At 53.2% G+C, this 2,469-nt stretch carries 1 rRNA gene (running past one end of the window); it reads left to right on the forward strand.

Annotated features, from left to right (window positions below):
• Window positions 1-2,388, forward strand: a 23S ribosomal RNA gene (locus ACOZBP_RS17265) (it extends 398 nt beyond the left edge of the window).
• Window positions 2,389-2,469: the final 81 nt, after the last annotated feature.

A 2,469-nucleotide genomic window follows, 5' to 3' on the forward strand; every position in this document is an offset into this window, starting at 1 on the left:
GACTCGAGTAGGGCGGGACACGTGAAATCCTGTCTGAACATGGGGGGACCACCCTCCAAGCCTAAGTACTCCTCTACGACCGATAGTGAACAAGTACCGTGAGGGAAAGGTGAAAAGCACCCCGACAAGGGGAGTGAAACAGATCCTGAAATCGGAAGCCTACAAGCAGTCGGAGCCCCCAAGCGGGGTGACGGCGTACCTTTTGTATAATGGGTCAGCGACTTCATGTGTCGAGCAAGCTTAAGCCGTTAGGTGTAGGCGTAGCGAAAGCGAGTCTGAATAGGGCGCTAAGTTCGACGTATGACGACCCGAAACTAGGTGATCTATCCATGAGCAGGTTGAAGGTTAGGTAACACTAACTGGAGGACCGAACCCGTGAATGTTGAAAAATTCTGGGATGACTTGTGGATAGGGGTGAAAGGCCAATCAAACCTAGACATAGCTGGTTCTCCGCGAAATCTATTTAGGTAGAGCGTCCGACGAATTCCTTGGGGGGTAGAGCACTGGATGGTTGCGGGCTGCGCGAGCGGTACCAATACTAACCAAACTCCGAATACCCAAGAGAACTATCGGGCAGACACACGGCGGGTGCTAACGTCCGTCGTGAAAAGGGAAACAACCCTAACCATCATCTAAGGTCCCCAAGTCATGGCTAAGTGGGAAACGATGTGGGATTGCTTTGACAATCAGGAGGTTGGCTTAGAAGCAGCCATCCTTTAAAGAAAGCGTAACAGCTCACTGATCAAGCGATCCTGCGCGGAAAATGTAACGGGGCTAAAGCCATGCACCGAAGATATGGGTTTGCAGTTTACTGCAAGCGGTAGCGGAGCGTTCCGTAAGCCTGTGAAGGTCAACCGTGAGGTTGGCTGGAGGTATCGGAAGTGAGAATGCTGACATGAGTAACGATAAACAGTGTGAGAAACACTGTCGCCGAAAGACCAAGGGTTCCTGCGTAAAGCTAATCTGCGCAGGGTTAGTCGGCCCCTAAGGCGAGGCTGAAAAGCGTAGTCGATGGGAAGCAGGTAAATATTCCTGCACCAGCTGGAAGTGACGGATGGCATAACTTGTAAGGGCTTATTGGATTGTCCTTGCAGGGGCGTTGTCCCTGGAAATAACTCCAGCAGAGACCGTACCCGAAACCGACACAGGTGGTCAGGTAGAGCATACCAAGGCGCTTGAGAGAACTGTGCTGAAGGAACTCGGCAAATTGCACGCGTAACTTCGGAATAAGCGTGACTCACCCCAGGCAACTGGGAATGAGTGGCACAAGCCAGGGGGTAGCGACTGTTTAGCAAAAACACAGGGCTCTGCGAAGCAGCAATGCGACGTATAGGGTCTGACGCCTGCCCGGTGCCTGAAGGTTAAAGGGAGGAGTGAAAGCTCCGAACTGAAGCCCAGGTAAACGGCGGCCGTAACTATAACGGTCCTAAGGTAGCGAAATTCCTTGTCGGGTAAGTTCCGACCTGCACGAATGGCGTAACGACTTCCCCACTGTCTCCAGCACAGGCTCAGTGAAATTGAATTCCCCGTGAAGATGCGGGGTTCCCGCGGTCAGACGGAAAGACCCTATGAACCTTTACTATAGCTTCGCCTTGGCGTTAGCGACCGTATGTGTAGGATAGGTGGGAGGCTATGAAACCGGGGCGCCAGCTCTGGTGGAGCCATCCTTGAAATACCACCCTTACTGTCGTTGACGTCTAACCGAGGACCGTTATCCGGTCCCGGGACATGGCGTGGTGGGTAGTTTGACTGGGGCGGTCGCCTCCTAAAGTGTAACGGAGGCGCGCGATGGTGGGCTCAGACCGGTCGGAAATCGGTCGTCGAGTGCAATGGCATAAGCCCGCCTGACTGCGAGACTGACAAGTCGAGCAGAGACGAAAGTCGGCCATAGTGATCCGGTGGTCCCGAGTGGAAGGGCCATCGCTCAACGGATAAAAGGTACTCTAGGGATAACAGGCTGATTTTGCCCAAGAGTCCATATCGACGGCAAAGTTTGGCACCTCGATGTCGGCTCATCACATCCTGGGGCTGGAGCAGGTCCCAAGGGTATGGCTGTTCGCCATTTAAAGTGGTACGTGAGCTGGGTTCAGAACGTCGTGAGACAGTTTGGTCCCTATCTGCCGTGGGTGTTCGAAGCTTGAGAGGATCTGTCCCTAGTACGAGAGGACCGGGATGGACATACCTCTGGTGGACCTGTCGTGGCGCCAGCCGCGCAGCAGGGTAGCTAAGTATGGAATAGATAACCGCTGAAAGCATCTAAGCGGGAAACTAACCTCAAAACAAGGCTTCGCTGAGGATCGTGGAAGACTACCACGTTGATAGGCCAGGTGTGGAAGTGGGGCGACCCATGAAGCTTACTGGTACTAATAATCCGATCGGCTTGATCGTTTCTCAGCAAAACTCATTCGGTTCTACTTGCCGATAACAAAACGCGACGATGTCTTCTCATTATATTCGGGCTAACGTGCA

Source organism: Brevundimonas sp. NPDC058933, from assembly GCF_049315965.1.
GTDB lineage: Bacteria > Pseudomonadota > Alphaproteobacteria > Caulobacterales > Caulobacteraceae > Brevundimonas.